We start from the raw sequence: 25,282 nt of genomic DNA on the forward strand, positions 1-25,282 counted from the left end.
ATGAGCTTCTCGAACTTCGTCCGCATGCACTGGGCGGCCCTGCGCGCGCTGCTCGTGCTCACCGCGATCACCGGCGTCGCCTACCCGCTGCTGATCTGGCTGGCCGCGCAGATTCCGGGGCTGCAGGACAAGGCCGACGGTTCGGTGCTGACCGCCGGCGGGAAACCGATCGGCAGCCGGCTGATCGGTCAGCTGTTCACCGACTCCGGCGGAAACCCGCTGCCCCAGTACTTTCAGAGCCGCCCCTCGGCGGCCGGCAACGGTTACGACCCGCTGTCGTCGGGTGCGAGCAACCTGGGACCGGAGAGCATCGTCGACACACCCGCCGATCCGGCGCAACTGGCGGCCGGCAGGTCCGCCGCGGACGCGGGCTTCAAGCCGAGCCTGCTGACGACCGTGTGCGCACGCAGCGCCGCGGTGGGCCGGCTGGAGGGGGTGGACGGCTCGCGTCCGTTCTGCACCGGCGGCGGCGTGGGCGCCGTCCTGTCGGTGATCGGACCCCGTGACGCCCGTGGAAACGTCGTCCACCCCACCCGGGTGGTCAGCGTCAACGAGCCGTGCCGGGCCGCGCCGTTCCTGCCCCTTTACGAGGGTGTGCGGGTCGAGTGCGCCAAGTACGGCGAGGACTACACCGTCGGCCAGATCGTGCCCATCCGCGGCGCCGCACCCGCCGACCCCGCCGTGCCCGCCGACGCCGTCACCGCCGGCGGCAGCGGGCTCGACCCGAACATCTCGCCGGCCTACGCCGACCTCCAGGTCGCCCGGGTGGCCAGGGCGCGGCATGTCAGCCCGAACCAGATACGGGAGGTGTTGGCGCAGAACCGAAGCGGCCGCACGCTCGGATTCCTCGGCGAACCCTGCGTCAACGTGTTGCAGCTCAACCTGCAACTCGATCACAAATATCCGGTCTCGAGCTAGCGCGATGGGGGGATGATGGTTGACGTGAGCGTCGTTGACCACCGCCCCAAGCGCGGCGAGCTGCGGATTTACCTCGGTTCGGCTCCGGGGGTCGGCAAGACGTACGCGATGCTCGGCGAGGCGCACCGCAGGCTGGAACGCGGAACCGACCTCGTGGCCGGCGTGATCGAGACCCACGGCCGGGCGAAAACGGCTGAGCTGCTTGAAGGCATCGAGTTCGTGCCGCCGCGCTACATCGAGTACCGCGGCGGCAGCTTTCCCGAACTCGACGTGCCGGCCGTCCTCGCGCGCAAACCCCAGGTCGTCCTCGTCGACGAGCTCGCGCACACCAACACGCCGGGCAGCAAGAACGCCAAGCGCTGGCAGGACGTCGAAGAACTGCTCGACGCCGGGATCACGGTGATCTCCACGGTCAACGTCCAGCACCTGGAAAGCCTCAACGACGTCGTGGCCCAGATCACCGGCATCGAACAGAAAGAGACCATCCCGGATTCCATCGTCCGGCAGGCATCCCAGGTAGAGCTCATCGACATCACGCCGGAGGCGTTGCGCCGCAGGCTCTCCCACGGCAACGTGTACGCGCCCGAGCGGATCGACGCGGCGCTGTCCAATTACTTCCGCCGCGGAAACCTTACCGCGCTAAGGGAATTGGCGCTGCTCTGGCTGGCCGACCAGGTCGACACCGCACTGGCCAAGTACCGGGCCGAGAACAAGATCACCGAGACGTGGGAGGCCCGGGAGCGGGTCGTGGTGGCGGTCACCGGCGGCCCGGAGTCGGAGACGTTGGTGCGGCGGGCCTCCCGGATCGCGTCGAAGTCCAGCGCCGAGCTGATGGTGGTGCACGTCATCCGCGGGGACGGGCTGGCCGGCCTGTCGGAGGCGCGGATGGCCAAGATCCGCGAGCTGGCGAGCAGTTTGGACGCCTCGTTACACACCGTGGTCGGCGACGACGTGCCCACCGCCCTACTCGATTTCGCCCGAGAGATGAACGCGACGCAGTTGGTGATCGGCACCTCGCGGCGGTCGCGGTGGGCGCGCGTCTTCGAGGAGGGCATCGGCGCGAGGATCGTCGAGCGGTCGGCCAAGATCGACGTACACCTGGTCACCCACGAGGAATCCAAACGCGGCTTTCGCGCGGCGTCGCTGGCGCCGAACGAGCGGCGGGTGGCCGCATGGCTCGCGGCCTTCATCGTGCCGTCCGCCATCTGCGCGGTCATCGTGACGGCGCTCGACCCGTATCTGGGCACCAGCGGCGACAGCGCGCTCTTCTTCGTCGGGGTGCTGGTCGTCGGACTGCTGGGAGGCGTTGCGCCGGCCGTGGTCTCGGCAGTGCTGTCCAGCCTGTTGCTCAACTACTTCTTGACCGCCCCCCGGCACACCTTCACCATCGCCGAACCCGACGCGGCCGTCACCGAACTGGTGCTGCTGCTGATCGCGGTCGCGGTCGCGGTCCTCGTCGACGGCGCGACCAAACGCACCAGGGAGGCCCGTCGCGCCTCCCAGGAGGCCGAGCTGCTGATCCTGTTCGCGGGCTCGGTGCTGCGCGGTGCCGACCTCGAGACGCTTCTCGAGCGCGTGCGCGAGACCTACTCTCAGCGCACCGTCAGCATGTTGCGCGAGCCCGGCGAGCAGGACCACGCCGGCGGCCGAAGGGGCGAGGTGGTCGCCTGCGTGGGCCGGGACCCTTGCGTCACGGTCGATTCCGCGGACACCGCGATCGAGGTGGGCGACGACGAGTTCTGGATGCTGCTGGCGGGCAGGAAGCTTTCGGCACGCGACCGCCGGGTGCTGAGCGCGGTGGCCAAGCAGGCCGCGGGCCTGATCCGCCAACGCGAACTCGCCGAGGAAGCCAGCCGGGCCGAGGCGATCGTCCGGGCCGACGAACTCCGGCGCTCCCTGCTCTCAGCGGTCAGCCACGACCTGCGGACGCCGCTGGCCGCGGCGAAGGTCGCGGTGTCCAGCCTGCGCGCCGAGGACGTCGCCTTCTCCCCGGAGGACACGGCGGAACTGCTGGCGACCATCGAGGAGTCGATCGACCAGTTGACCGCCCTGGTGGGCAACCTGCTCGATTCGTCGCGCCTGGCCGCCGGCGTGGTGCGCCCGGACATGCGCCGGGTCTATCTCGAGGAGACGGTGCAACGGGCCCTGATCAGCATCGGCAAGGGCGCCACCGGTTTCTACCGATCCGCCATCGATCGGGTCAAGGTGGAAGTGGGTGACGCCGTGGTGCTGGCCGACCCCGGGCTGCTCGAACGTGTCCTCGCCAACCTGATCGACAACGCGCTGAGGTACGCGCCCAGCTGTGTGGTTCGGGTCAATGCGGGGCGGGTGGGCGACCGGGTGCTGATCAACGTCATCGACGAGGGGCCCGGTGTCCCGCACGGGGCTGAGGAGCAGATCTTCGAAGCGTTTCAGCGACTCGGTGATCACGACAACACCACGGGGGTGGGTCTGGGCATGTCGGTAGCGCGCGGCTTCGTCGAAGCCATGGGCGGAACCATCGCGGCCGGTGACACTCCGGGCGGCGGGCTCACCGTGACGGTGGAATTGGCCGCGCCAGACCCGGCGGGTGACCGATGACGCGCGTGTTGGTGATCGACGACGAGCCGCAGATCCTGCGCGCGTTGCGGATCAATCTGTCGGTGCGGGGCTACGAGGTGATCACCGCGTCCAGCGGCGCGGGGGCGCTGCGGGCCGCCGCCGAGCACAAACCCGACGTGGTGATCCTCGACCTGGGTCTGCCCGACATCTCCGGCATCGACGTGCTGGCGGGACTGCGCGGCTGGCTCACCGCACCGGTGATCGTGTTGTCGGCCCGCACCGACTCGTCGGACAAAGTGGAGGCGCTCGACGCCGGGGCCGACGACTACGTCACCAAACCCTTTGGGATGGACGAATTTCTGGCCCGGCTGCGGGCGGCGGTGCGGCGCAATGCCGCGGCGTCCGAGCTGGAACAGCCGGTGATCGAGACGGACGCCTTCATCGTTGACCTGGCGGCCAAGAAGGTCACCAAGAACGGCGCCGAAGTCCACCTCACGCCGACGGAATGGGGGATGCTCGAAGTGCTGGTCCGCAATCGCGGCAAGCTCGTCGGCCGCGAAGAACTCCTCAAGGAGGTCTGGGGACCGGCCTACGCCACCGAAACGCATTACCTGCGAGTGTATTTGGCGCAGCTGCGGCGCAAACTCGAGGACGATCCGTCGCACCCCAAACACCTGTTGACCGAGTCCGGCATGGGGTATCGCTTCGAAGCGTGAGTTCCCGCGGGCGCCTGGCGCTTTGAGTGTGCGCACACGGCGCGCACACGACCGAGTCCTCGCCCCAGCCGCACCCCGGAAGCCCTGAGCGCACGCTCGTTGCGCGGCGGCGGCGGCGCCTGTGACTTACCCGGCGACCGACAGCACGATGCCGTCCAAAATGTCGTGTTCGCTGACGGTCAGCTCGTCGATGCCGGCGCGGGCGCGCAGCTCGCGCGCCAACTCCTCGACCACGATCGCGCCCCCACCGATCACGTCGGCCCTGCCCTCGTGCATCGGCGCCAGCGCCGCCCGCTGGGACCTGGTCATGCCGATCAGCCGCTCGCACACCGCCAGCAGGTCGTCCCCCGGGACGCGCGAAAGGTGAATCGCCGCAGAGTCATACGCCGTCATGTTGTGGGCCAGCGCGGACAGCGTCGTCATCGTCCCCGCCAGCCCGACCCACGTCCGCGCCCCCTCGACGGGCACCACGCCGAGCGCGACCTCGAGCCGCTCGCGCACCACCGCGCGGGCCGCCGCCACCTCCTCCGGCGTCGGCGGGTCCGAGTGCAGGCAGCGTTCGGTCAGTCGCACACAGCCGATGTCGGCGGAGTAGCTCGCCATTACCGCATCGCCGCCGAGGACGATCTCGGTCGAACCGCCGCCCAGGTCGACGACGACGAAAGGCCCCGCGGCCGGGTCTAATTCGCCGACGGCCCCACGGAACGACAGCGATGCCTCCTCGGCGCCGGTGATCACCTCCGCCACCGCGCCCGGCAGCACGGCGCCCAGCACGTCGGCCGTCATCGCGAAGAAAACGTCACGATTGGCCACGTCGCGGGCGGCCGACGTGGCCACCATCCGCACCCGCTCGACGCCGTGGTGCTTCAGCAGGGCCGCGTACTCGCCCAGCGCATCCCGGGTCCGGGCGATCGCCTCGGGCGCGAACTCACCGGTCGCGTCGACGCCTTGCCCCAGCCGCACGATCCGCGTCTCCCGATGCACGTCGCGCAGCCGGCCGTCGCTCACGTCGGCGATCAGCAACCGGATCGAGTTGGTGCCGCAATCGATTCCGGCCAGCCTGCTCACCACTTGCCCGCCTCCAGAACGCCGGCCATCGCGGGATCGGGGGCCAGGGCCGCCAGCGCCTGGTCACCCAGGGGGTTGCAACCGGGCCCCTTGGCCAGCGAGTGCGCGATCAGCACGTGCAGGCACTTGACCCGGTCCGGCATCCCTCCCCCGGAAAACGCCGTTCCCAGCGGTTCGATCGCGTCCCGTTCGGCCAGATACGACTCGTGGGCCCGCCGGTACGCGGCCGCCAGCTCGGGATCGTGCCGCAGCCGCTCGGTCATCTCGCGCATCAGCCCCGTCGTCTCGAGCCTGCTCGCCGCCGCGGTGAGCACCGGATGCGTCAGGTAGTACAGCGTCGGAAACGGCGTCCCGTCCGGCAGTTTCGGCGCCGTCTTCACCACCCCGGGCTCCCCGTTGGGGCACCGGTAGGCGATGGCGAGCACGCCACGCGGCTCGCGCCCGAGCTGCCGCGCCACGGCCTCCAGGTCTGCGGGATCAACCACCGGGCGCCGGGGGGTTCGGTGCTTCCGGCGGGACGGGACCGGCCGGCGCGGGGGCTTCCGGCGGCGGCACGTTGGCCGGCGGCAGGTGCGGCGCGTCGGCGATGGTGTGCCACAGCGCGGTGTACCAGGGATCGCTGCTGGCCGGTTTCGCCGCCTGGCCCCCCGGCTCGGACGGGGTGGCCGCCGACGGCGGGAGCTGGACCTGGAACGGGATGTCGCCCGGCTTCACGAAGCCCAGCCGCTCGCGGGCCTGCGCCGCAATGTAGGCCGGGTCACCGAGTTTGGCCTTCCTCTGCTCGAGGTCGGCGATCTGACGGCGCAGCGCGGCTTCGCTCGCCGTCAACTGATTCATCTCGGTGCGCTGCGCGAAGTAAGTGCGCACCGGGCCGGCGATCGTCAGCGTCAGCACGCAGACGACCGCGGCCAGCACGGCCGCCCGCCGCGCGGTGAAACCCAGTCGCTGATCGGACCGCTGCTCGACGGACTCGGCGACCTGCCGCTTGATGGGCTCGACGACGTGCTCGACGCCCGCGCGCGCGGTGGCCTGCTTCGCGGTTTGCGACGGCTTGGAGGACGGCTTGGCCGTGCGGCGGCGCCGAACCGGATCCCCGGCCTTCCCCGGCCGCGATGCCGGGGAGCGCCGTTTTGGATCCGGCTTGGCGGGCAAGCTATTTGGCCTCCGGCGCATACCGCGGGAACGCCAGATCACCGGCGTAACGGGCGGCGTCGCCCAGCGCCTCCTCGATGCGCAGCAGCTGGTTGTACTTCGCGACCCGCTCGCTGCGGGCGGGCGCCCCGGTCTTGATCTGCCCGCTGCCGACGGCCACCGCGAGGTCGGCGATCGTGGTGTCTTCCGTCTCGCCGCTGCGATGGCTGATCATGGTGCGGTACCCGCTGTGGTGGGCGAGCGCGACGGCGTCGAGCGTCTCGGTCAGCGTGCCGATCTGATTCACCTTGACCAGCAACGCATTCGCGACGCCCTTTTCGATGCCTTCCTCGAGGCGCTCGGGATTGGTGACGAAGATGTCGTCGCCGACGATCTGCACCTTGTCGCCGATCGACGCGGTCAGCGCCGCCCAGCCCTCCCAATCGTTTTCGTACAGGGGATCCTCGAGCGACACCAGCGGATAAGCCTTCAGCAGGCCCGCATAGAACTCGGTCATCTGCTCGGCCGTCCGGGTGCTCCCCTCGAACGAGTACTCGGTGCCCTGCGCGTGGAATTCGTTGGCCGCGGCGTCGAGGGCCAGCGCCACGTCGACACCGGGCTTGAGGCCCGCCGACTCGATGGCCTGGGAGATGAGGTCCAGGGCCGCGGTGGTGCCGGCCACGTTCGGCGCGAAGCCGCCCTCGTCGCCCAGCCCGGTGCTCAGCCCCTGCTTCTTCAACACCGACTTGAGCGAGTGGTATACCTCCGCCCCCCAGCGCAGCGCCTCGCCGAAGCTGGGCGCGCCGATCGGCGCCACCATGAACTCCTGGATGTCGACGGAGGTGTCGGCGTGCGCCCCGCCGTTGAGGATGTTCATCATCGGCACCGGCATGATGTGCGCGTTCGGGCCCCCGATGTAGCGGAACAGCGGCAGCTCGGCCGAGTCGGCCGCGGCCTTGGCGACGGCCAGCGACACGCCCAGGATGGCGTTCGCGCCCAGCCGGGACTTGTCCGGGGTGCCGTCGAGGTCGACCAGCGCCTGATCCACCAACCGCTGGTCGTCGGCGTTGAGCCCGATCACCGCCGGTCCGATCTCGTCGAGGACGGCCTGCACCGCCTTGTGGACCCCCTTGCCGCCGTAACGCTCACCGCCGTCGCGCAACTCGACGGCCTCGTGCTCACCGGTGGACGCGCCCGACGGCACCGCCGCGCGGGCAAACGTCCCGTCGATCAGGGCGATCTCGACCTCGACCGTCGGGTTACCGCGGGAATCGAGGATCTCGCGGGCCCCGACCTGCTCGATAATCGGCACTGAATTTCTCCTTGTTTCGTAGCTGGTGCCGGCCCTCGCCGCCGTTAGCGTAAAGCCTGATACATCCTGCTACAGCGGGTGACCCGCCGCGTAAGCGGTCGCCCAGTCGCGCACCGCCCGCGCGTACACGCCGGAGTTGTTGTAGGCCCGCAGCGCGGTGATCCAGCCGCGCGGCGTCGCGAGATCCTTTCCCCGCCAACACAGGTAACCCGCCGCGGCGAGCGCCGCGTCGTCGATGTTGTCCGGGCTGACGCGGCCGTCGTTGTGGGCGTCGACACCGTACAACCGCCAGGTCTCCGGGATGAACTGCATCGGCCCCATGGCCCGCACCACCCCGTCGTCGTCGGTCGCCTGTTCCTCGCTGTCGACGATGCGCAGGGTGCCGCCGCTGCCGTCCAGCCGGACGCCGCGGATCGGCGGGCTGACGTCGCCGTTGGGCGCCAGCCGCGCGCCGCGGTAGGTGCCGTGGTGGCTCTCGACCTGACCGATGCCCGCCAGCGTGGTCCACGCGATGTGGCACCTGGGGTTCTCGACCTCGGCGACCCGGGCCGCGTACGCGTAGGCCTCCAGCGCGATGACGGGGATCTCCAGCGTCGCGGACCGCTGTTCGGCCCACGCCCGAAGCTGGTCCGCGGGGCGCCCGCTGGCGTGCGTGTCCACCGGCGGCACCGGGGCGCCGGCGGGCGGCGGAACACCCTCCGGGATGAACAGGCTGAGCTGCCACGTGCAGCTGGAGGCCATCAGCATCGCGGTCGCGCCGATCACGGCGGCCGCGCGCAACCAACGCCTCGGCGACACCATGCTGGTTAAAGCTCCCTCAAACTCCCCTGCACCAACTTCCGCATCACCATCGTCCCACGGGTTTCGGTGCAGCCCGGCTGCGTCGGTCAGGCGTCGTCGGCCACGGCGTCCACCCCGGGCTCATCGACGTCCACGGCCGGCTCGTCGATCACCCCGTGCGACGGCCAGTGCTCACGCCACTCTTCCTCCGTGACCTGGCCCAACGGGGCCACGTCGAACTCCTCCGGGACACCGGCGCCGCGGCGCGTCGCGGCGATCGCCCGCTCGACTTCGCGGACCGTGTCGACGAACTCGAGCACCGCCGAGCGCAGCGCGCCCTCGGCGTCACCGTCGGCCGGCACCGAGATGGCGGTGATCCCGGCGGGCACCAGGTCGGCGGGCAGCCCGGCCTTCTCGGCACGGTCAATCACCTTCTGCGCCAACGCCAGCGCCGGTTGCCCGGTATGCACCTCGTCCATCACCGATTTCCGGGGCTTTTCGGCCGCCTTGCGCTCCTCCCACTGCGCCAACTGTTCTTCCAGCGAAATGGTCTGGCCCGCAAGCACACCCGGGACCCGGTTGCCCAGCTTGCGCATCAGCGTGGCGGCGACGTCGTCGATGGTGAAGGGAAGCTGCGGGGCGTCCTCGGCGATGCGTGCGTGGAAGAGCACCTGCAGCAGCACGTCACCGAGTTCTTCGCGCAGCGCCTCGGCGCTGCCGCTGCGCACCGCGTCCAACAGTTCGTAGGTCTCTTCCAGCAGGAATCGGCGCAACGAGTCGTGGGTCTGTTCGCTCTCCCACGGCCCGGCGGTGCGCAGCTTGTCCATCATCGCGACGGCGTCGACCAGCCGCTCGCCCCGCGGCGTCTCCGGGGCGGAGATCAACCGGGCGCCCGCCGCCAGCCGGGCGGTGACGGCGGGGTGGTCGGGGTCCGACGACAGCAGCACCGGCGCCGGATCATCGGGATCGCCGGCATGCACCGGACGCGCCGCCGGAAGCGACCACGGCACCGCGACGGGCATCTCCTCGGTGTACTGCACCTCGCCGCCGAGATGTTCGATGGCCTCCACGGGCACCAGCGAGGGGCGACGCGGGTCGCACAGCACGACAATCACGCTTGCCGCTCCTCACTCGACGTCAGTGCAGGTGAACCCGTTATACCAAGGTCCGTCTGCGGTCTGCCCTGCAGCGCCGTCACCAGGTTGGCCACCATCTGCACCAACTCGACATCGCGGATGCGCGCCGCACCGACGCCGCCGTCCCGGGGGATGGGGACCTGCACGGTGGACGTCGTGGCGCGGTAGCTCGCGGACGGATACATCCGCTTGAGCCGCACCTGGGCCGAGTCGGGCAGCGTCATCGGCGACAGCCGCACGGTCGCCGCCGACGGGGCCGACACCTCAATGATGCCGGCGGCCCGGCACAGCAGCCGAAGCCGGGCCACCGCCACCAGCCGCAGCGCCGGTTCGGGCAGCGCGCCGTAGCGGTCGACGAGCTCCTCCACCACGGCGTCGACGGCCGCGTCGTCGGGAGCCGCGGCCAGCCGCCGGTAGCCCTCCAGCCGCAACCGGTCGCTGGCGATGTAGTCCGGCGGCAGGTGGGCGTCCACCGGCAGGTCGATCCGCACGTCCTTGGGCTCCTCGGCCGTGGTCACCGTCTGGCCGTCGGCCGCCGCCCGGTACGCCTCGACGGCCTCGCCGACCAGCCGCACGTACAGGTCGAACCCCACCCCGGCGACGTGGCCGGACTGCTCGACGCCCAGCACGTTGCCGGCGCCGCGGATCTCAAGGTCCTTCAAGGCGACCGCCATGCCCGCGCCCAGCTCGTTGTTCTGCGCGATGGTCGCCAGCCGGTCGTAGGCCGTCTCGGTCAGCGGCGCGTGCGGCGGATAGAGGAAGTAGGCGTAGCCGCGCTCGCGGCTGCGGCCCACCCGGCCGCGCAACTGGTGCAGCTGCGACAGCCCGAAGGTGTCGGCGCGTTCGACGATCAGGGTGTTGGCGTTGGAGATGTCCAGCCCGGTCTCCACGATCGTCGTGCAGACCAGGATGTCGTACTCGCGGTTCCAGAACCCCTGCACGGTGCGTTCCAGCCGCTCCTCGGGCATCTGCCCGTGTGCGACGACGACCCGCGCCTCGGGCACCAGCTCGCGGATCCGGGCCGCCGTCCGGTCGATGGAGCTGACCCGGTTGTGCACGTAGAAGACCTGCCCGTCGCGCAGCAGCTCGCGCCGCAGGGCGGCCGCGACCTGCTTGTCGTCCTGCGGCCCGACATAGGTGAGCACGGGGTAGCGCTCCTCGGGCGGCGTCAGGATGGTCGACATCTCGCGGATCCCGGCCAGGCTCATCTCCAGCGTGCGCGGGATCGGGGTGGCGCTCATGGTCAGCACGTCGACGTGGGTGCGCAGGCTCTTGATGTGTTCCTTGTGCTCGACGCCGAACCGCTGCTCCTCGTCGACGACCACCAGGCCCAGGTCCTTCCACCGGACCCCGGTCTGCAGCAGCCGGTGCGTGCCGATCACGACGTCCACCGACCCGTCGGCCAGGCCCTCGATCACGGCGCGGGACTCGGCGTTGTCGGTGAACCGGGACAACCCCTTGACGGTCACCGGGAACCCGGCCATCCGGTCGGTGAACGTCTGCAGGTGTTGGTCGGCCAGCAGCGTGGTGGGCACCAGCACCGCGACCTGCTTGCCGTCCTGCACGGCCTTGAACGCCGCCCGGACCGCGATCTCGGTCTTGCCGTAGCCGACGTCGCCGCAGATCACCCGGTCCATCGGGATGGGCTTTTCCATGTCGGCCTTGACCTCGGTGATGGCGGTCAGCTGGTCGACGGTCTCGGTGAAGCCGAACGCGTCCTCCATCTCGGCCTGCCAGGGGGTGTCGGGTGAGAACGCGTGCCCGGGGCTGGCCTGGCGTTTGGCGTAGAGCGCGACGAGCTCGCCGGCGATCTCGCGCACCGCGCGGCGGGCCTTGGTCTTGGTGTTGGCCCAGTCGCTGCCGCCCAGCTTGGAAAGCGCCGGCGCCTGCCCGCCGACGTAACGGGAGAGCTGGTCCAGCGAGTCCATCGGGACGTACAGCTTGTCCGACCCGCCCCCGCGCTTGCTGGACGCGTATTCGAGTACCAGGTACTCGCGCCGCGCGCCACCGACGGTGCGTTCGGTCATCTCGACGAACCGCCCGATCCCGTGCTGGTCGTGCACCACCAGGTCGCCCGCCGTCAACGCCAGCGGGTCGACGGTGTTGCGCCGCTTGGCCGCCAGCCGCTTGCCCTCGACGGCGGTCGCGCGGCTGCCGGTGAGGTCGGTCTCGGTGATGACGACCAGGTTGGCGCCGGGAACGACGACCCCGTCGTGCAGCGGGCCCTTGAGGACGCTGACGACGCCCGGCTTGAGCGTGGTGTCGGTCGCGTCCGGTTCCAGCATGGCGGCGGGGGTGTCGGAGTCGGCCAGCCGCTCGACCACCCGGTGGGCGGTCCCGGCGCCGGGGGCGACGACCGCCGCGTAACCACCGGTCGAGACGTGCGCGCGCAGCATGGCGAAGATTCCGTCGATGTCGTGCTGATGCCCGCGGGCCGACGGGGCCGCGCGGATGTCCAGCTCCATCGCCGACTCGTCGGACAACTGGCTCAGCGTCCACCACGGGTGGCCGGACGTGGCCGCCGCGGCGCGCACGTCCTCCAGCTCGGTGAACCCGGAACCACCGAACTGCGCGACGTCGACGGGCGCGTCGGTGCCCAGCGCCGCGACCGACCACGACGCCTCGAGGAACTCGCTGCCCGTTTTGATCAGGTCGGCGGCCCGGGTGCGCACCTTTTCGGGGTCGCACAGCAGCACCGGCGTGCCCTCGGCCAGCTGGTCGGTCAACAGCACGTGTTCGCCGGGCCGCAGGACAGGCAGCAGCGCCTCCATGCCGTCGACCGCGATACCCTCGGCCAGCTTGGCCAGCATGTCGGTGACGCTCCCGGTGATGGCGGGCTCGGCCCCCGAGTGCCGGGCCGCGAGCGCGGCGGCCCGCTCCCGCACGTCGTCGGTCAGCAGCAGCTCGCGGCAGGCCACCGCGATCACCGTCTCGACCTCGATCTCGGGGATGGAGCGCTGGTCGGCGACGGCGAACATCCGCATCTCGCTGACCTCGTCGCCCCAGAACTCGATGCGCACCGGGTGTTCGGCGGTGGGCGGGAAGACGTCGAGAATCCCGCCGCGCACGGCGAACTCGCCGCGCCGGCCCACCATGTCGACCCGGGTGTAGGCCAGCTCGACCAGCCGGGCGACGACCCCCTCGAACGCCATCTCCTGCCCGACGCTGAAGGTGACTGGCTCCACCAGGCCCAGCTGGGGCGTCATCGGCTGCAGCAGCGAGCGCACCGCGGTCACGACCACCCGCAGCGGTGGGCCCAGCCGCGCGTCATCGGGATGGGCCAGCCTGCGCAGCACCGTCAACCGGGTGCCGACGGTGTCGACGCCGGGCGAGAGCCGCTCGTGCGGCAGGGTCTCCCAGGACGGGAAGGCCGCGACGGCATCGCCGAAGACGCCGCGCAGTTCGGCGGTCAGGTCGTCGGCTTCGCGCCCGGTCGCGGTGACTACCAGCAGAGGACCCAACCGCGCCAGCGCGCTGGCCACGAAGAGCCGTGCGCTGGCTGGACCCACCAGGTGAAGTTCGGGCGGTCGGTCGGCCGCGCTTTCGATCAGCTGCTGGAAGGTCGGCGCGGTGAGCGCCAATTCAACGAGCCCCGCGATCGGGGGTTCTGGGCTAGCAGGCCCCGGTGCGGTCATGATGAATCCATTCTAGGGGCGCCAGGATTCGTCAATATCGAGGCCGAAGCCGTCAAAGGATCGTTAGGAACCCGGCGCGGGGCGCCCCCGCGGGCGCACGTTGGATGCATGACTTTGCTGGATACCCTGCCCGCCATCGGTGACGCGGCGTCCCCGCTGTGGGCCGGCGCCGGACGCCACGCCCCGGCCGGCGCGGCCGAAGAGGCCGATTTCGCCGACCGCGCCCGCCGTTGGCGCAAGGCGCTGCGGGGTGCGCGCGTCGTCTACTTCGGCCGGTCGCCACTGACCACCGGCGTCGCGCGCCTCGCACGCGAAGGGGGCCTGGGCATCGGCGTCCGCTCGGACGGCGAGCTGGCGGCCGCCCTCGCCGCGGGAACGGACCCGGCACGCATCGTCGCGCACCCCGGATCGCCCGAGTTGTTGCGCGACGCGGTAGGCGTCGGCGTCGGGCGCATCGTGCTGGACTCGCCCCTCGAGGCTCCCCACGTCGCCGGCCCGGCGCGGCGCGGGTCGGCGCGCACCACCTTCGACCTGGTGGGCCTGCGCTGCCGGCCGGATTCTTGTGGCACGCGGGCCGGCGCCGCGGCACGCTACGGCGAGGCGATCCGCCGGACGATCGCCGCGATGGCGGACGTCCGCGCCCGGGACGGCGTCATCCTCACCGAACTGCACGTGGGCGGTGACCAGGCCGACCCCGGCGTCGTGGGCGGACCGGAGCCCGGCGCCGACGAGCTGGCCGCCGTCATCGAGGACGCGCTCGACGAGGCCTGCGCCGCAGAGCATTTCCCCCGGCCCGTCGTCGCGGTGGGTGTGACGCTGACCGCGTGAACCCGCCGGGCCGAGTCCCTACTCGTCCTGCAACCTGGGATCGGCCTCCAGATGGGTCAGCCCGTTCCACATCAGGTTGACCAGGTGCGCGGCGACCACTTCTTTCTTGGGCTCACGGGTGTCCAGCCACCACTGCGCCGTCATCGACACGGAGCCCACCAGCGCCTGGGCATACAGCGGCGCCAGCTCCGGATCGAGGCCGCGCCGGGCGAAGTCGCCGGCCAGGATGGAGCTGACCTGGCTGACGGCGTCGTTGAGCAGGCTGGAGTAGGTGCCCGAGCTGATCGCGGCCGGGGAGTCGCGGATCATGATGCGGAAGCCGTCGGTGCGCTCCTCGACGTAGGTGAGCAACGCGAGCGCGACCCGCTCGACCCGCACCCGGGAGCGGTTGTTGGTCAGCGAGGAGGTGATCCCGTCGAGCAGCGCCGACATCTCGCGGTCGACGACCACCGCGTACAGGCCCTCTTTGCCGCCGAAGTGCTCGTAGACGACCGGCTTGGACACGTTGGCGCGCAACGCGATCTCCTCGATCGAGGTGCCCTCGTAACCGCGCTCGGCGAACAGCGAGCGCGCGATGCCGATGAGTTGTTGCCGGCGCTCGCTGCCGGTCATCCGTGCGCGCGGCGCGCGGACCTCCTTGTCCGGCTCCTTGTCGAGAACAGCCACGTCAATCAGCGTATAGCTTCCTCGGCGCCGAACCGGCCGTCTTTCCCTCGGCCACGCGATCGGCGCCCGCACCGTCTAAAGTCTCTTGGTGGCGCGGGCGTATCGGGCCTTGCGATCCGTCGTGGTGTAATCGGCAGCACCTCTGATTTTGGTTCAGATAGTTCAGGTTCGAGTCCTGGCGACGGAGCATCGCACCTCGGGTCGAGTGTGGGGGCCTACGCACGAATCCGAGGCAGCTCCCGTACTGAGGGCCCACAGTCGGCGGCTTGACGTCAGCGGTCTTTGCGTCGACGTCCGGTGTGGTGACACGCTTGACGGCGTGTCGTCGTACCGACACGCAGGGTCGCGCCGGGTTGAGGAGAGTTGATGGCGTCTCGTGGTGATACCGCGGTCGTGGTGCTCGCGGCCGGGCCGGGCACCCGGATGCGGTCGGACACCCCCAAGGTGCTGCACACGCTCGCCGGCCGCAGCATGCTGTCCCATCTGCTGCACGCGATCACCAAGGTCGCGCCCCAACACCTCGTCGTCGTCCTCGGCCACGATCACCAGCGCATCGCGCCGCTGGTCTCCGAATGGGCCCACGACCTGGGCCGCGGCATCGAGATCGCCCTGCAGGAACGGCCGCTGGGCACCGGGCACGCGGTCGGCTGCGGCCTGTCCGCGCTGCCCGAGGATTACGCCGGGGTCGTGGTCGTCACCTCCGGGGATACGCCGCTGCTGGACCCCGACACGCTGGCCGACCTGATCGCGACGCACAACGCGGGATCGGCCGCCGCGACCGTGCTCACCACGACGCTCGGCGACCCCACCGGGTACGGCCGCATCCTGCGCACCCAGGACAACGAGGTCACCGCGATCGTGGAGCACGCCGACGCGACGCCCTCGCAGCGCGAAATTTGCGAGGTCAACGCGGGGGTCTACGCCTTCGACGTCGCGGCGCTGCGCTCGGCACTGAGCCGGCTGAGCTCCAACAACGCCCAGCAGGAGCTCTACCTGACCGACGTCATCTCCATCCTGCGCGGGGACGGGCGGGCCATCCACGCCCGGCACGTCGACGACAGCGCCCTGGTGGCCGGGGTGAACAACCGCGTCCAGCTGGCCCAACTGGGCGCCGAACTCAACCGCCGGATCGTCGCCGCCCACCAGATGGCCGGGGTGACCATCGTCGACCCGGCGACCACCTGGATCGACGTCGACGTCACGATCGGCCGCGACACCCTGATCCACCCCGGCACGCAGCTGCTGGGCCGGACCCGGCTCGGCGGCCATTGCGTCGTCGGACCGGACACCACGCTGACCGACGTCACCGTCGGCGACGGCGCATCGGTGGTGCGCACCCACGGCACGTCGTCGTCCATCGGCGCCGGCGCCACCGTCGGCCCCTACACCTACCTGCGCCCCGGCACGGTCCTGGGCGACGACGGCAAGCTCGGGGCGTTCGTCGAGACCAAGAACTCCACGATCGGCACCGGCACCAAGGTCCCGCACCTGACCTACGTCGGCGACGCCGACATCGGCGAACACAGCAACATCGGCGCGTCCAGCGTCTTCGTCAACTACGACGGCGCCAACAAGCGGCGCACCACGGTCGGGTCGCACGTGCGCACCGGGTCGGACACGATGTTCGTCGCGCCGGTGACGGTCGGCGACGGGGCGTACACCGGGGCGGGAACCGTCGTCCGCGAGGACGTCCCGCCGGGCGCGCTGGCGGTCTCCGCGGGTCCGCAACGCAACGTCGAAGGCTGGGTGCAGCGCAAACGGCCGGGCAGCGCGGCCGCCGAAGCCGCCGAAAAGGCGGCCCGCAAACCAGCCGGCGACACCGAGCAGTCTTCCGAGCCCGACAAGACATCGTGACTTTGCTATCTGGTAACCCGCCGACACTTCCGTACCATTCGCTACGTACGATTGGACCTCCGATTTTGATTCGAACGGCGAGGGCAGTGCGTTGAGCCACGACTGGACCGACAACCGCAAAAACCTGATGCTCTTCTCCGGCCGTGCGCATCCGGAGCTGGCCGAACAGGTGGCAAAAGAACTCGACGTGCACGTCACCGCTCAGACGGCCCGGGACTTCGCCAACGGCGAGATCTTCGTGCGGTTCCACGAGTCGGTCCGCGGGTGCGACGCCTTCGTCCTGCAGTCGGCCCCGGCACCGGTGAACGACTGGCTGATGGAACAGCTGATCATGATCGACGCGCTCAAGCGCGGCAGCGCCAAGCGGATCACCGCGGTGATGCCGTTCTACCCCTACGCCCGGCAGGACAAGAAGCATCGCGGTCGCGAGCCCATCTCGGCGCGGCTGGTCGCCGACCTGCTCAAGACCGCGGGCGCCGACCGCATCGTGACCGTCGACCTGCACACCGACCAGATCCAGGGGTTCTTCGACGGGCCGGTCGACCACATGCGCGGGCAGAACCTGCTGACCGGCTACATCCGCGACAACTATCCCGACGGCAACATGGTGGTCGTCTCCCCCGACTCGGGCCGGGTACGCATCGCCGAGAAGTGGGCCGACGCGTTGGGCGGCGTTCCGCTCGCCTTCATCCACAAGACCCGCGACCCGCGGGTGCCCAACCAGGTGGTGTCCAACCGCGTCGTCGGCGAGGTGCAGGGCAGGACGTGCGTGCTGATCGACGACATGATCGACACCGGCGGCACCATCGCCGGCGCGGTCAAGTTGCTGCGCGACGAGGGCGCCGGTGACGTGATCATCGCGGCCACCCACGGCGTGCTGTCCGACCCGGCCGCCGAGCGGCTGGCGGCGTGCGGCGCCCGCGAGGTGATCGTCACCAACACGCTGCCGATCGGCGAGGAGAAGCGTTTCCCGCAGCTCACGGTCCTATCCATCGCGCCGCTGCTGGCCAGCACCATTCGCGCCGTCTTCGAAAACGGCTCCGTCACAGGGCTGTTCGACGGGGACGCCTAGATGGCTAGAGCTTCTGGGGGTGCCGACGACGCCGTCATCTACCACAACCCCCGGTGCAGCACCTCGCGCAAGACGCTGGATCTGTTGCGCGACAACGGTTTCGAGCCGACGATCGTCGAGTACCTGAAGGACCCGCCGTCGCGCGACGAACTGGTGCGGATGATCCGCGATGCCGGGATCGACGTGCCCACCGCCGTGCGCAAGCGGGAATCGCTCTACGGCGAATTGGGTCTCGCCGACGCGACCGACGACCAGCTGCTCGACGCCATGGCCGAACACCCCATCCTGATCGAGCGCCCGTTCGTCGCCACCCCGAAGGGCACCCGGCTGGCTCGGCCGGTCGAGAAGGTCCGCGAGATTCTGTGAGACGCGCGTGTGCGGCCGCGGCCATCGCGCTGGCACTGCCCGCGGCGGCATGTGGCCCGAAAACGCCTGACTACCAATCCATCTGGTCGACGACATCGACGACCACGACCACCACCACGAGGGCGGCCAAGCCCGTCCCGCTGTCGCAGTACCTGCAGAACATCGGCGTGACCGGGGAGCAAGTTGCACCGGGCAACCTGCCCGACCTGACCGTGTCGATACCGACACCCCCGGGCTGGACGGTCGCGAGCAATCCGCACATCGCGAAGGAGACGCTGATGATCTCCAAGGGCGGCAAGTATCCGACCGCCAGGCTCGTGGTGTTCAAGCTGCACGGTGATTTCGACCCGGCCCAGGTGATCCAGCACGGCAACGACGACGCCCAACTGTTCGAGGACTTCAAGCAATTGGACGCCTCGACGACGCCGTACAACGGCTTCCCCTCGTCGATGATCCAGGGCAGCTACGACCTGGACGGCACCCGGCTGCACAGCTTCAACCGGATCGTCATCGCCACCGGCTCGCCGCCCGCCAAGCAGCGATACCTGGTGCAGCTCACCATCACCGGGCTGGCCAACCAGGCCGTCGAGCAGTCATCCGACATCGAGGCGATCATGCGGGGATTCGTCGTCGCGGCGAAGTAAGTTCGACCGTCGGTCGGCGAGATTGCCGCTACGGTCGTGATTCCGGCCCGAACCACAGCCTTGGCGGCAATCTCGGCGCGGTCATGGACAGTACTGATCCTTGAAGAGCTCCACCCGCGACGAGATGCCCAGCTTGGCGTAGACGTGGGTCAGATGGGTCTGCACGGTGCGCGGTGAGATGAACAGTCGCGCGCCGATGTCCTTGTTGCCCAAGCCCTCCCGCACCAGTCGCACCACATCCTGCTCCATCGGGGTCAGCGATCCCCAGCCGCTGGCCGGGCGCTTGCGCTCGCCGCGGCCGCGCTGCGCGTAGGCGATCGCCTCCTCGGTGGACAGCGCCGCCCCTTCGACCCAGGCGTCGTCGAAGTCGTTTTCACCCAATGCTTTTCGAGCTTCAACGACTGCAGCCTCGTAGGCTGACTGATACATCGGGAAACGCGGGTGCGTCATACGCCCGCGCAGCGCCTCTGCGGCGCCCATCAGACGCGCGGCATGCCGGTGATTGCCGTCGTCCACGGCAAGGCGGGCAAGGCACTCCAAAGCGTCATCCGTGTGCAGATAACCCTTAGTACGATCGGCGACCGTGAGGGCCTCGTGCGCATCTCGCTCCGCCTGGCCGGGCTCGCCTTGAGCCATCGCAATGTACGCACGAATCACCAAGGCGGGAACTCGTTGCCAACCCGGTGCGAATTCGAGATTCTCATCGGCCCACCGGCGGGCTGTGACTACGTCTCCGATTGCCAAGGCCGCTTCGGCAATCGGGTTGGTGGATCGGGTGAACACCTCACGCAGTGCATTGGTGTGCTTCCAGGCCGTCTCGCAAAACCTGAATGCCGCAGGACCCTCGCCAGACGCCAAGGCGGCATCACCAAAAAGCGCGTACACCGTGTCCTCCGAAATACCACCCAGGGCCTCCGCGGCTATCCTTGCCGATTCCGCCGCTAAGCGGGCGGCAGTTCCTTGCCCTTGGCGAGCCAGCACCACGCCATGCACCAAGCATCCGTAAACCTTCATGACCACATCCCCCGCCTCGGCCGCCTCCGTAGCCAAGGATTGGGCAATGTCGGCGGCTTCGGCGAGATTTCCCAGCTGCATGAGTGCGATCACCAGCCAGGTGCGGCAGTTTCGTGAGTAGAACGGGTCGCCAAGTGCGTCGGCGAGGTCGCGTCCCTCCTCAGCGGCCGCGCGAGTCGCGATCGGCTCGCCGCCCATGGCGCCGACCGTCGCATGGTGGCTCAAGATCTGGCACAGGGTCCACCGGTCGTCGGCGGCGCGGGCCAGCTCGGTTGCTTCGGCGATGTAAGGCTCGGCCACCTCGGGTTGGTAGACGACGCTGAGCCCGCATGCGATGAGCGCACGGCTGATCAATGCTGACTCGCCGAGCTGACGCGCGACGACCAGCGCGTCCTGCACCGCACTCAAGTCCGTCGGCAGGCCCATCCAGGCAGCGAGGAATTGGCGCTGAACCACCGCCGCGACCCACACCCCCGGCGCTACGGGCGAACTCCTCTCGTCCGTCAAAACAGCGTCGAGACCCGCGAGCGCTTCTCCGACACGGCCGCCCCGCAACCACAATGAGTGCAGCGCCAGAATGAGCCGCATCGCTGTTTCGGCATCCGAATTCTCGCGGCTCCAATTGAAGGCGGCCCGCAGATTCTCGATTTCGATTTGCGCCCAATGCACGAGCGTCTCAACGCCGCTGAGCCCCTGCGCCTCTAACTCGAGGGCTCTTTTCACGTAGTAGTCGCGGTGGCGAGTGCGAACCCGCTCAGGCTCACCGGAATCGCCGAGTTTTTCTTGCGCGTACTGGCGTACCGTCTCCAGCAGGCGGTATCGCATTCCGTCAGCGGTGTCGTCGGAAACTACGAGAGACTTGCCGACCAGCAAGCTCAATTGGTCCAACAGCTGGTAGCTTTCGACGTCGCCGTCGGCTCCGACGGCTTGGGCGGCATCCAAATCGAACCCGCCCGCGAAGGCCGCCAGCCGTCGAAACAACACTTGCTCTGGTTCGGTGAGCAGCGCATGGGACCAATCCACCGAGGCACGCAACGTCTGCTGGCGACGCACCGCGGTGCGCGCACCACCGGTCAACAGGCGAAAACGATCATGCAGACTGTCGACGATCTGGCGCAGCGACAGCGCCCGAACACGTGCCGCGGCAAGCTCGATTGCCAACGGCATGCCGTCCAGGCGCTCGCATATTTCCCGCACCACGGCTTTGTTATCTTCCGTCACGGCGAATTCGGGACGTGTGCGGCGGGCTCGGTCTGTGAACAACTCGATCGCCTCGTCGACGAGCGACAGCGACGGCACCCGCCAGCTCAGCTCGCCCGGCACTCCGAGCGGCTCACGGCTGGTGGCCAAGATCGTCAACTGCGGACAGGCGCCGAGCAGCTCGATCGCCATCGCCCCGCACGCGTCGAGCAAATGCTCACAATTGTCGAGCAGGAGCAACATGGTCTTGCCGCTGAAGAACCGCATCAGTAAGTCCATGGTGGAACGGCCCGGCTGATCGGGAAGCCCCAGAGTGCGCGCAATGGTCACCGGTGCCACAACAGGATTCGTGACTGGAGCCAGGTCGATGTACCAAATCCCATCGGAGAACTCCGAGGCTGACTGAGAGCTGAGCTCAATGGCAAGTCGTGTCTTCCCCGCGCCGCCAGCGCCTGTCAGCGTCACCAGCCGGTTGGTTGCGACCAGTTGCCGCAATTCTTCCATCTGCTTTCGGCGCCCGACGAAGCTAGTCAACTGCGCCGGAAGGTTATGCGACACAGCGACTGTGTGCACCCGCAGGGGCGGGAACTCGTTGGCCAGGTCGGGATGGCACAGTTGGACGACCCGTTCCGGGCGCGGCAGATCGCGCAACGGATAGCTGCCCAGGTCGGCCAGCCATACGCCGTCGGGCAGCCGATCCACCACCATCGCTTCGGTCGCGCCCGACAACACCGTCTGCCCTCCGTGCGCGAGGTCGCGTAGCCGCGCCGTCCGGTTGATGGTGGGGCCTGCGTAGTTGGCGTCGTCGCGCAACCGAATCTCGCCGGTGTGGATCCCGATGCGCAGCCTGATGGGCGCCAGCGGGGCGCGCTGCACAGCCAGAGCGCACGCCACCGCGTCCGACGCGCGGGCGAACGCGGCCACGAAGCTGTCGCCCTCGCCCTGCTCGAGCGGGCGCACACCGTCGTGCGCGTCGACGGCGTCGTTCACCGTCTTGTTCAGCCGGGCCAGCGCAGCCGACATCTGCTCAGCCTGGGTCTCCCAGAGCCGCGTGGAGCCCTCGACGTCGGCCAGCAGCAACGTAACCGTGCCCGTCGGCAGCAACTCGCTCACGCCCAACTCGTTCCAGTTCAGCGACGGCATCTCCGCGTGTTGGCTCATGTTAGCCACCATCGCGGGCACGGACCACGCAAACATCGGTCAGAGCGCGTAGATCTTCCCCGAACGCGGCGCCGGAACCTACGCGGTCGACCGCGCACATTTACGCGCTGCGGCGGATGGTCTTCCTCGCCCGCCCCTCGATAGTCGACTCAACGCCGACCGAGGAGGCCGCAATGACAACCGTCCAGACCAGTGAATGCCCGAGCGTGTTCGACGCCGGGGTGCCCTTCTTCTCCTACGACCACCTCACCGATCCCGACGAGGCGCACCGCGCCATCGCCGCCGCCCGCGAGCAGTCCCCGATCGCCATGGGGCCGCGCGGGCCAGAGGCGCTGAGCTACGAACTAGTCCACCAGGTGCTGCGGGACCCTCGCTTCGTCACGGCCCACGGCCTCGGACTCGACCTGCAAGGCGTGACCTCCGGCCCATTGTGGGACAGGGCGACCGCCAACATCCTCGGACTCGACGGTGCCCAGCACCACCGGCTGCGCCGGCTGGTGTCCAAGGCGTTCGCGCCGCGTGCTGCCGAGCGGCTGCGTTCGCTGATCGTCGAGGTGATCAATGGATTGGTCGATCCGCTGACCGAGGCCGGGCACTGCGACGTCGTCCGCGACATCTCCCGCCGCTACCCCACCCCGATCATCTGCGCGCTGCTGGGTGCGCCGCCCGAGGACTGGCAGCTGTTCTCCGACTGGACCGACGACATCAAGAAGATCTTCGACTGGAACGTCGCCGAGGACGGCCCGGCGATCTTGGCGGCCTGGGACCAGCTCGACGCCTACCTCGAAGACCTGATCGCCCGCCGACGCGCATCACTGACCGACGACCTCGTCTCGGACCTCATTCGGGCCGAGGACCCGGCTTTTCCGGGCGACCGGCTCACCCACGACGAGCTACTCATGCTGTGCGGCACGCTGCTGGGAGCCGGCACCGACACCACCCGCAACCAGCTCGCGGCGGCGGTGCAGGCGCTCTGCGCGCACCCGGACCAATGGGCGTTGCTCGCCCGGCGTCCCGAGTTGGCGGCCAGCGCGGTTCACGAGCTGATGCGCTACTGGCCAATCATTTTCGGCACCATCCGGCGGGCCGCTGAAGACGTCGAGCTGGCCGGGGTCCGCGTCCCCGCGGGCACGCTCGTGCTAGCCAACACCGCCGCGGCCAACCGCGACCCGAGCGCCTACGACCGCCCGGACCACCTCGATATCACCCGCGAGGGCGCCGCGCCCATGCTCACCTTCGGCGGTGGCGTGCACTACTGTCTCGGCGCGCACCTGGCGCGCCTGGAACTGACAGAGGCGCTTCGGGTCATCACCCAACGCATGCCCAACCCCCGCGCAGCCGGCCCCGCGCAGTGGAGGGCCATCACCGGCATCACCGGGCCCACCACCGTGCCGCTGGAGTTCGACACCGGGCACTGAGCGAGCCCTATTAGGCTCACCATCCATGACCAACTGGACCGCCGCAGACCTGCCGTCGTTCGCCGGGCGCACCGTCATCGTGACCGGCGCCAACAGCGGCCTGGGCGCGGTGACGGCCCGCGAGCTGGCGCGGTGCGGTGCCACCCTGATCATGGCGGTCCGCGACGTCCGCAAGGGCGAGAAGGCCGCGCTGCAGATCCGGGGCTCGCACACCGGGCCGGTCGACGTGCGCCCGCTCGACCTGCAGAATCTGTCGTCGGTGCGCGAGTTCGCCGACGGGGTCGACGAGGTCGACGTGCTGGTCAACAACGCGGGCATCATGGCCGCCCCGTACGCGAAGACGATCGACGGCTTCGAGAGCCAGATCGGCACCAACCACCTCGGGCACTTCGCGCTCACCAACCTGTTGCTGCCCAAGCTCACCGACCGGGTGGTCACCGTGTCGTCGATGGCGCACTGGGCGGGCCGGATCAGCCTCGACGACCTGAACTGGGAGCGGCGGCGCTACTCGCCGTGGCTGGCCTACAGCCAGTCGAAGCTTGCCAACCTGCTGTTCACCAGCGAGCTGCAACGACGCCTGGATGCGGCCGGCTCCCCCCTGCGCGCCCTGGCCGCCCACCCCGGCTACTCGCACACCAACCTGCAGGGCGCCTCCGGCCGTAAGCTGGGCGACGCGATGATGTCGGCGGTCACCCGGGTGGTGGCCACCGACGCCGACTTCGGTGCCCGGCAAACGCTGTACGCGGCGTCGCGGGACCTGCCGGGCGACTCGTTCGTCGGGCCGCGGTTCGGGCAGACCGGCCGCAGCCAACCCGTGAGGCGCAGCCGGCGGGCGCGCGACCCGCAGATGGCCGCCGCGCTGTGGGAGCTGTCCGAGCGGCTCACCGGCACCAAATTTCCCCTCTGAGGTGCGCATGCAGCCGCCGGTGCTGCACCCAACGCCCGCCGGGCCGGGCACCCGCCGCCGAGCGCCCGGCCAGGCGGGCACGCGGGCACCGGGGGGCACCAAATTTCCCCTCTGAGGTGCGCATGCGCTAACCTGACGGGCGTCACGGCGAGGGTGGCTGGCCAGCCAGCACCGTTATCGACGGAGACCGACGAACTGTCGCGATCCTTGCCGTGCCCCACACTCAGGCACTGAGCACACAGGAGCGACACGATGGCCAAGTCCGCAGGCAACCAACTCACCGCCACGGTGCGAACCGAGACCGGCAAGGGCGCGTCGCGCCGGGCCCGTCGCGAGGGCAAGATTCCCGCGGTCCTCTACGGCCACGGCGCCGACCCCCAGCACCTGGAGCTGCCCGGCCACGACTTCGCGGCCGTGCTGCGCCACGCGGGCACCAACGCGGTGCTGACCCTGGACATCGACGGCAAGGAGCAGCTGGCGCTGACCAAGGCGCTCGACATCCACCCGATCCGTCGCACCATCCAGCACGCCGACCTGCTGGTCGTGCGCCGCGGCGAGAAGGTCGTCGTCGAGGTCCGGGTGGTCATCGAGGGCGACGCCGTCCCCGGCACCCTGGTCACCCAGGACACCAACACCATCGAGATCGAGGCCGACGCGATGTCGATCCCCGAACAGCTGACGGTGTCCATCGAGGACGCCGAGCCGGGCACCCAGTTCACCGCCGGGCAGATCCCCCTGCCGAAGGGCGTCAACCTCATCTCCGACCCGGAGATGCTGGTGGTGAACGTGGTCACCGCGCCGACGGCCGAGGACCTCGAGGAAGAGGGCGCCGGCGAGGGCGCCGAGGCCGCAGCGGCCCCCGCGGAAGAGGAAGCCGGCGAGGCCGAGGCCGCCGCGGACGAGTCCGAGTAGGCG

19 protein-coding genes, 1 tRNA gene and 1 pseudogene are annotated in these 25,282 nt (G+C 69.7%); 12 read left to right on the top strand and 9 right to left on the bottom strand.

Features of this window, described 5'->3' with window-relative positions; translation table 11 throughout:
* From BST44_RS08940 to BST44_RS08950, 3 genes are read left to right on the top strand one after another with little or no spacing between them, the layout of a single operon-like run.
* Positions 1-918 (top strand): potassium-transporting ATPase subunit C, encoded by a 918-nt coding sequence (locus BST44_RS08940; RefSeq protein ID WP_083176710.1) that lies wholly within the window; start codon positions 1-3, stop codon positions 916-918.
* 12 nt (positions 919-930) lie between these two features.
* Entirely contained in the window at positions 931-3,498 is a 2,568-nt protein-coding gene (locus BST44_RS08945) for a DUF4118 domain-containing protein (RefSeq protein ID WP_083176711.1), read from the top strand.
* Complete coding sequence (locus BST44_RS08950; RefSeq protein WP_083176712.1) at positions 3,495-4,175, top strand: response regulator; 681 nt, start codon at positions 3,495-3,497, stop codon at positions 4,173-4,175. Before BST44_RS08945 ends, BST44_RS08950 begins: the two co-directional genes overlap by 4 nt.
* A gap of 126 nt (positions 4,176-4,301) precedes the next feature.
* On the opposite strand, the gene BST44_RS08955 is transcribed toward BST44_RS08950, so the two are convergent.
* The 7 genes from BST44_RS08955 to mfd form a co-directional block, all read right to left on the bottom strand.
* Positions 4,302-5,246 carry a Ppx/GppA phosphatase family protein gene (locus tag BST44_RS08955; protein WP_142274422.1) on the bottom strand — a complete coding sequence of 315 codons (945 nt, stop codon included), beginning with the start codon at positions 5,244-5,246 and terminating at the stop codon, positions 4,302-4,304.
* A complete protein-coding gene (locus tag BST44_RS08960) occupies positions 5,240-5,728 on the bottom strand; it encodes a DUF501 domain-containing protein (RefSeq protein ID WP_083176713.1) in 489 nt (162 codons plus the stop codon). Before BST44_RS08960 ends, BST44_RS08955 begins: the two co-directional genes overlap by 7 nt.
* Positions 5,721-6,395 (bottom strand): FtsB family cell division protein, encoded by a 675-nt coding sequence (locus tag BST44_RS08965; protein ID WP_083176714.1) that lies wholly within the window; start codon positions 6,393-6,395, stop codon positions 5,721-5,723. The genes BST44_RS08960 and BST44_RS08965 overlap by 8 nt, the downstream gene beginning before the upstream one ends.
* 1 nt (position 6,396) lies before the next feature.
* Positions 6,397-7,686, bottom strand: coding sequence for a phosphopyruvate hydratase (gene eno, locus BST44_RS08970; RefSeq protein WP_083176715.1), 1,290 nt, complete (start codon positions 7,684-7,686; stop codon positions 6,397-6,399).
* 69 nt (positions 7,687-7,755) lie between these two features.
* The gene (locus BST44_RS08975) at positions 7,756-8,484 is read right to left on the bottom strand and encodes a lytic transglycosylase domain-containing protein (protein WP_142274430.1); all 729 of its coding nucleotides are present in this window, start codon (positions 8,482-8,484) and stop codon (positions 7,756-7,758) included.
* Between the two features lie 89 nt (positions 8,485-8,573).
* Complete coding sequence (locus tag BST44_RS08980) at positions 8,574-9,581, bottom strand: nucleoside triphosphate pyrophosphohydrolase (protein WP_083176717.1); 1,008 nt, start codon at positions 9,579-9,581, stop codon at positions 8,574-8,576.
* Entirely contained in the window at positions 9,578-13,237 is a 3,660-nt protein-coding gene (mfd, locus tag BST44_RS08985) for a transcription-repair coupling factor (RefSeq protein WP_083176718.1), read from the bottom strand. The genes BST44_RS08980 and mfd overlap by 4 nt, the downstream gene beginning before the upstream one ends.
* A gap of 108 nt (positions 13,238-13,345) precedes the next feature.
* On the opposite strand from mfd, the pseudogene BST44_RS08990 reads away from it, so the two are divergent.
* A pseudogene (locus BST44_RS08990) lies at positions 13,346-14,044 on the top strand (diaminopimelate decarboxylase); the annotation flags it as partial.
* 39 nt (positions 14,045-14,083) lie between these two features.
* Here BST44_RS08990 and BST44_RS08995 read toward each other — a convergent pair.
* On the bottom strand, positions 14,084-14,677 hold the full coding sequence (locus BST44_RS08995; RefSeq protein WP_142274431.1) for a TetR/AcrR family transcriptional regulator: 594 nt from the start codon (positions 14,675-14,677) through the stop codon (positions 14,084-14,086).
* A gap of 169 nt (positions 14,678-14,846) precedes the next feature.
* Between BST44_RS08995 and BST44_RS09000 the strand changes: the two genes are divergently transcribed.
* The 5 genes from BST44_RS09000 (at position 14,847) to BST44_RS09020 (ending at position 18,667) form a co-directional block, all read left to right on the top strand.
* Positions 14,847-14,918 (top strand) — tRNA-Gln (locus tag BST44_RS09000).
* Positions 14,919-15,097: 179 nt separating this feature from the next.
* Positions 15,098-16,585, top strand: coding sequence for a bifunctional UDP-N-acetylglucosamine diphosphorylase/glucosamine-1-phosphate N-acetyltransferase GlmU (glmU, locus tag BST44_RS09005; RefSeq protein ID WP_083176720.1), 1,488 nt, complete (start codon positions 15,098-15,100; stop codon positions 16,583-16,585).
* A 91-nt stretch (positions 16,586-16,676) separates the two neighbouring features.
* The gene (locus BST44_RS09010) at positions 16,677-17,657 is read left to right on the top strand and encodes a ribose-phosphate diphosphokinase (protein WP_007168931.1); all 981 of its coding nucleotides are present in this window, start codon (positions 16,677-16,679) and stop codon (positions 17,655-17,657) included.
* Positions 17,658-18,023, top strand: a complete 366-nt coding sequence (gene arsC / locus BST44_RS09015; RefSeq protein WP_083176721.1) for an arsenate reductase (glutaredoxin) — start codon at positions 17,658-17,660, stop codon at positions 18,021-18,023.
* On the top strand, positions 18,020-18,667 hold the full coding sequence (locus BST44_RS09020; protein WP_083176722.1) for an LpqN/LpqT family lipoprotein: 648 nt from the start codon (positions 18,020-18,022) through the stop codon (positions 18,665-18,667). The genes arsC and BST44_RS09020 overlap by 4 nt, the downstream gene beginning before the upstream one ends.
* 81 nt (positions 18,668-18,748) lie before the next feature.
* Here the strand turns inward: BST44_RS09020 and BST44_RS09025 are convergent, their stop codons facing one another.
* Positions 18,749-22,042 carry a helix-turn-helix transcriptional regulator gene (locus tag BST44_RS09025; protein ID WP_244184761.1) on the bottom strand — a complete coding sequence of 1,098 codons (3,294 nt, stop codon included), beginning with the start codon at positions 22,040-22,042 and terminating at the stop codon, positions 18,749-18,751.
* 173 nt (positions 22,043-22,215) lie between these two features.
* Between BST44_RS09025 and BST44_RS09030 the strand changes: the two genes are divergently transcribed.
* The 3 genes from BST44_RS09030 to BST44_RS09040 all read left to right on the top strand — a co-directional run bounded on the left by BST44_RS09030 (position 22,216) and on the right by BST44_RS09040 (position 25,279).
* Positions 22,216-23,460: a cytochrome P450 gene (locus tag BST44_RS09030; RefSeq protein ID WP_083176854.1), complete on the top strand. Its 1,245-nt coding sequence runs from the start codon at positions 22,216-22,218 to the stop codon at positions 23,458-23,460.
* A gap of 25 nt (positions 23,461-23,485) precedes the next feature.
* Positions 23,486-24,367, top strand: coding sequence for an oxidoreductase (locus tag BST44_RS09035; protein WP_083176723.1), 882 nt, complete (start codon positions 23,486-23,488; stop codon positions 24,365-24,367).
* A gap of 252 nt (positions 24,368-24,619) precedes the next feature.
* On the top strand, positions 24,620-25,279 hold the full coding sequence (locus BST44_RS09040; protein WP_083176724.1) for a 50S ribosomal protein L25/general stress protein Ctc: 660 nt from the start codon (positions 24,620-24,622) through the stop codon (positions 25,277-25,279).
* Positions 25,280-25,282 lie beyond the last annotated feature (3 nt).

The sequence above is a fragment of the Mycobacterium scrofulaceum genome, from assembly GCF_002086735.1.
In the GTDB taxonomy this organism is placed as follows: Bacteria; Actinomycetota; Actinomycetes; order Mycobacteriales; family Mycobacteriaceae; genus Mycobacterium; species Mycobacterium scrofulaceum.